This is a genomic window from Stenotrophomonas sp. INTA L402-1, assembly GCF_059295135.1.
On record NZ_JCAFWP010000189.1, the window covers coordinates 1 to 576 of the forward strand.

At 49.8% G+C, this 576-nt stretch carries 1 protein-coding gene; it reads right to left on the minus strand.

Annotated features, from left to right (window positions below; genetic code table 11):
* Positions 1–551 (minus strand): BCCT family transporter (locus tag AC5O77_RS22265; RefSeq protein ID WP_494507230.1); only part of this gene is annotated, 551 nt, incomplete at its 3' end.
* Positions 552–576 lie beyond the last annotated feature (25 nt).

Sequence of the window (576 nt, forward strand, 5' to 3'; positions counted from 1 at the left end):
ATATACCCGCGAAGCCTCACTTCATATATAAAATTCAGCTCGTTGCCCAAATCGACTTCAAGACGAATACGATCGTCGACTGCATCACTAATGTGGCTTATCGTCCCCTGCTTGTTCAGTTCCTCCTGAACCAGCGTCATGGCGGGCTGGATAACGTCGTCCATAAAACGTTTCACAAGAGATCGCTTCGGCAGATACGCGATATTGCGTAACCTTCTCTGCCAAGGAATTGGGTTACGTGCAGCCGTAGGAGCAATTGTCGCCATGCTCAGGCTTTCACGCTTGGTCAAATCCCGGCGCAAAGCTTTTAAAAGTCCGTATATAGATATTAGTAAGATCACTGAGAAGGGCAATGCACTCGCTATTGTCACCGTTTGCAGCGCACTTAGCCCTCCGGCAAGGAGAAGCGCAATTGCAACAATGCCCATGAGCGAGGCCCAGAATATTCGCTGCCAGACGGGTGTGTTTGCCACTCCACCTGATGCCAGAGTATCCACAACCATTGCCCCCGAATCAGCAGACGTTACAAAGAAGACGATGACCATCGCCATTGCAATGAATGACAGCACAGAAGAG